The following is a 4,210-nucleotide window of genomic DNA, read 5'->3' as shown; positions in this document are numbered from 1 at the left end:
ATCGAGCGCGGTCGACAGCTGCAGGCCCTTGCCGCGGGTCAGTCGACGAGCGGGTTGTCCTCGCGCATCCAGGCCACCCGTGAACGGCGCTTACCTTCAAGCGACGCGCTCGATCAGACCGTCGCGCTCGATGATTCCGATCGTCGTCAGCCCGCCCGGGTCGTCACCGGGTTCGTCTCATGGGTGTCGTGGCCCAGCGACAGCTCGGTCGCCGGGTTCAGCCGGGCATCGGCGATCACGGCGGCGATCGGCAGGATGCCCCCCTGCCCGCCGCCGTCACACAAGCGTTGCCGAGCTGCTGTTCATGAAGGCCGGTGACGATCTTCGGAAGAGAGGCGGCTATGAAAATCCTGCGAAACCTGTCCGCTGCCTGTCTGATGCTGGCGGCGGCGCCGGTCGGTGCCCAGACGACCACGCTCGATTTCCCCACCTACCAGTTGCAGGAGAGCTTCGGGCCCTGGTGGCAGGCGCTCACGGCCGAGTTCGAGAAGCAGAATCCCGGCGTGAAGATCAATCTGACGAACGCGCCATCGAACGATCACCACCGGATGCTGACCACGCGCTTCGCCGCGGGCAACCCGCCCGATATCGTCCACATGACGGCCCGCTTCGTCTGGGGCTATGGCGCAGAGGGCGTGCTCGAGCCTCTCGATCGCTGGCTGGACAAGACCGACATCCGCAAGTCCTGGGTTCCGAACCAGGCGGCGATGACGGTGGACGGCAAGACGCTGGGCCTCGTGATGCTGAACTACGGCTTCGGCCTCCTCTATAACGAGCCGATGCTTAAGGCCGCCGGTGTCTCCGTCCCGACCACGGAAGCCGAGTTGATCGCCGCAGCCAAGAGCCTGACCAAGGTTAAGGACGGGCGCACCGAACAGTATGGCTTCGCGATGAACACCTCCACCTCGTCGTGGGGATACATGTATTTCATGCATTTCCATGCCGGGCGCGACCGCGAGCTGATCAAGGACGGCAAGCTCGACAGCCAGGACGAGATTGCGCGGACGCTCGAGACCATCGACGGCCTGATCAAGGCCGGCGTCTCGCCGAAAGGTCTCGACAACACCCCGATGCGCCGCCTGTTCTGGGGCGGTCAGGCCGCCATGTATATCGACGGAAGCTGGGCTCCCGGCTACGCCGACAACATGGCGACGGCGGCTGTCAAGGATGGCTGGAGGGTCGCCAAGCTGCCCTTCGCCAATATGGCGGGTGGCCCCTCCAACGCGCTCGCCATGCCCAAGGACATCGCGCCTGAGCGCAAGGAGCTGGTCTGGAAGTTCATTCAACTCGCCGCCAGCCCGGAATGGCAGCAGAAATACGCGGAGGTCACCGGAAATCCGCCCGGCCGCGTAGGCATGGTCTCAGACGCAGCCAAGGCGAAGTGGCCGACATTGGCCATGTTCGACGCCGCCGCATCTGCGCCGTCGCGCTCGCATCTTCCGATCGGCTACGAAAGCGAGTTCACCAAGATCTCGGACATCGTCGCCAATGAAATGTCGGCCATGGTGACCGGCAAATTCGGTTCGGCCGAAGCGGCGAAGCGGATCGTCGACGGGATCAATCGTGACGTCATCCGCAAGTAGCGCGGCCTTCGACGACGGCAGGGTGGCCATAGAACGCCGCCCCATGCTCGATCTCGAGCGGCAGGCGCTCGTCTTCAACCTCTGCCTGCTTCTGCCGGCAGTTCTGGTGACGACCGCCTTCGTCGCCTGGCCGATCGTCAAGCTGTTCCAGATCTCGCTGCACGAGTTGCGGTTGAGCGAGTTGATGCGGCCGATCGTCAAGCCGATGACACTCGCCAATTACGAGCGCGCGCTGCTCCATCCGGACATGCCGCGCGTCGCCTTAACAACGGCGGTCTTCACGGTGGCGAGCACGGCGGTGGCCTTCCTGTTGGGGATGGCGACCGCGCTCGCTCTCGGCTCGCTCGGGCGCGGCCGCGCTGCCATGCAGACCGCGCTGATCAGCCCCTGGGCCGTCGCGCCGGTCATCGCCAGTGTGGTCTGGATGCTGCTGCTCGACGAGCGCTTCGGCCTGATCAATGCCGCGGTGCTCGGAACGGGTCTGGCGTCTTCGCCGGTCCCTTTCCTCAGTGCGCCGGACTGGGCCCTCTTGTCCGTCACGCTGGTGGCGATCTGGAAGGAATACCCCTTCTTCACGGTGATGATGGCGGCGGCACTGCAATCCGTGCCGCGGGAGCTCTATGAGGCGGCCCGGCTGGACGGGGCCGGACCGGTGGCATTGTTTCGTTATGTCACCTGGCCGCTGGTCCGGCCGGTCGCTGTCGTTGCTATCTTCCTGGCGACGATGTCGGCCTTTCGCAATGTCGAGACCATCATGGTGATGACAGGGGGAGGCCCCGCCCGTTCGACTGAGACCCTTGCCCTGCGGGTCTACACCGAGACGTTCCGGTTCCTCTCGCCCGGAACCGGGGCGGCGCTCGGCGTGGTGACGCTTTTGGTCGGGCTGCTGCTCGCGGCCGTGTTCTGGCCCGCCATGATGCGGAAAGCGCGATGACGCGACCGGGTGAAGTGGACGGCACGCATGGCGCGCAACGCAACGGCTGGACCATCGCGGGCTGGATCACGCTGGCCGTGATGGCGGTCATCGCCCTGCTGCCAATCTACTGGATGGCGCTCTCGTCAGTTCGCTCAGACGAAGCGCTCAGCCGCTGGCCCCCGGCCCTATCGCCCTTCGCTGGAGAGGTGACGCTCGGCGCCTGGACGCAGGTGCTCGGCAACGAGCAGACATGGTCCTGGCTCGTCAACTCGAGTCTGATCGCGCTCGGGTCTGTGGCGACGACGCTGCTGATCGCGACGCCGGCCGCCTATGCGCTGTCACGCGGCACAGGAGCGTTGATCGGCACCGGTGCGGCGCTTCTCTTCGTCTCGAAGCTGCTGCCGGCGACGGTCCTGATCACGCCGCTCTACGTCATGATGCGCGGGTTAGGCCTCCTGGGCTCGCCGGTGTCGGTGCTGCTGGGCAACCTGTCATTCGCCGTTCCGCTCGCGACCTTCGTGCTAAAGGGCTACATCGACACCGTCCCCCGATCGATCGACGAGGCCGCCGCGATCGACGGGGCCTCGCGTCTGCGGACGCTGGCAACGATCATCACGCCCAATCTGGCGCCCGCGCTCTCGGCCGTCGCCATCTATGTGATCGTCGTCTCCTGGAACGACTTCATCTTCGCGCGCACCTTTCTCGCGGGCGGCAAGGCGACGACGATCACCGTCGGGGCCACGCAGTTCATGGGCGAGTACCAGACGCATTGGAACCAGTTGATGGCGGTGAGCTGCCTGGCGACCCTGCCGTGCCTGACCTTCTTCCTCTTGCTCCAGCGGCATCTGGTCCGCGGGTTGCGCCAGGGCCTCTAGAAAAAAGCGATCTCGACCATGGCACGATGCGATGACTTTGCAGTTCTGGCCGATCTCCACTTCATGCCGGAGGGGCGTCTGCTTTATGGCATCGACCCGAGAGACAGGCTCGACGCCGCGCTGGCGCTGCTGGCGCGCGACCATGCCGGCGTCGGGTGTCTCGTGCTATTGGGCGATCTCGCCCATCGGGGAGAGGCGGAATCCTATCGGGCGCTCACCGCTGCGCTCGCCGGGGCAGGCATGCCGATCATTCCGATGATGGGCAATCACGATCGTCGCAGGGCCTTCCTCGAGGAATATCCGAACGATAGGCTGAGGCAGGACGGCTTCGTTCAGTCGGCGGTCGAACTCGAGCGCTGCACGCTGATCGCTCTCGATACGCTGGACGAGGGACGCAGCGACGCCGGCGGGCGGCTTTGCCCGGAGCGGCGGCAGTTTCTGCGCGATGCCTTGCGCGATGCGAGGAGTGACAAGCCGGTTTACTGCTTCCTGCATCATCCGCCCTTCGCGACCGGCTCGCCCGCCTATGACGCGATCGCGCTCGACGAGCCGGAGGCGCTTCTGCGAATCTTCGACGCGGCCGGGCGGCGGCCCGATCACATGCTGTGCGGCCATGTGCACCAGACCATCAACGGGTCGTGGCAAGGAATTCCGGTCTCCACCCAGCGCTCACTCGTCCACCAGCTCGGTCAGGAGGGGCAAGCCGACGTAATAGAGGGAACGCTGGAGCAACCCACAGTCGCGATCGGCACCGTGACGCCGGATGGGTTGCGGCTGCGCCATCGCAACCTGCTCTATGAAGGCCCCGTCTTCCTGCCGAAGGGCACCAGCGAGAT

General features: G+C 65.5%; 5 protein-coding genes. All 5 read left to right on the top strand.

Features of this window, described 5'->3' with window-relative positions; translation table 11 throughout:
• Window positions 1-318: hypothetical protein (locus tag AX750_RS26735; protein ID WP_210173039.1), on the top strand; the 318-nt coding region annotated here is incomplete at its 5' end.
• A gap of 23 nt (window positions 319-341) precedes the next feature.
• The gene (locus AX750_RS13785) at window positions 342-1,583 is read left to right on the top strand and encodes a sugar ABC transporter substrate-binding protein (RefSeq protein ID WP_067254453.1); all 1,242 of its coding nucleotides are present in this window, start codon (window positions 342-344) and stop codon (window positions 1,581-1,583) included.
• 43 nt (window positions 1,584-1,626) lie between these two features.
• Window positions 1,627-2,517, top strand: a complete 891-nt coding sequence (locus AX750_RS13780; protein ID WP_067254450.1) for a sugar ABC transporter permease — start codon at window positions 1,627-1,629, stop codon at window positions 2,515-2,517.
• On the top strand, window positions 2,514-3,374 hold the full coding sequence (locus AX750_RS13775; RefSeq protein WP_082752434.1) for a carbohydrate ABC transporter permease: 861 nt from the start codon (window positions 2,514-2,516) through the stop codon (window positions 3,372-3,374). Before AX750_RS13780 ends, AX750_RS13775 begins: the two co-directional genes overlap by 4 nt.
• An 18-nt stretch (window positions 3,375-3,392) precedes the next feature.
• On the top strand, window positions 3,393-4,210 hold an 818-nt coding region (locus tag AX750_RS13770), incomplete at its 3' end, for a metallophosphoesterase (RefSeq protein WP_156446457.1).

Origin of the sequence: Methylobacterium sp. CCH7-A2, assembly GCF_001557075.1 — a bacterium.
Classification (GTDB): Bacteria; Pseudomonadota; Alphaproteobacteria; order Rhizobiales; family Beijerinckiaceae; genus Allobosea; species Allobosea massiliensis.
Note: the sequence above shows the minus strand (reverse complement) of the source record. Positions and strands in the feature narration are given on the sequence as shown.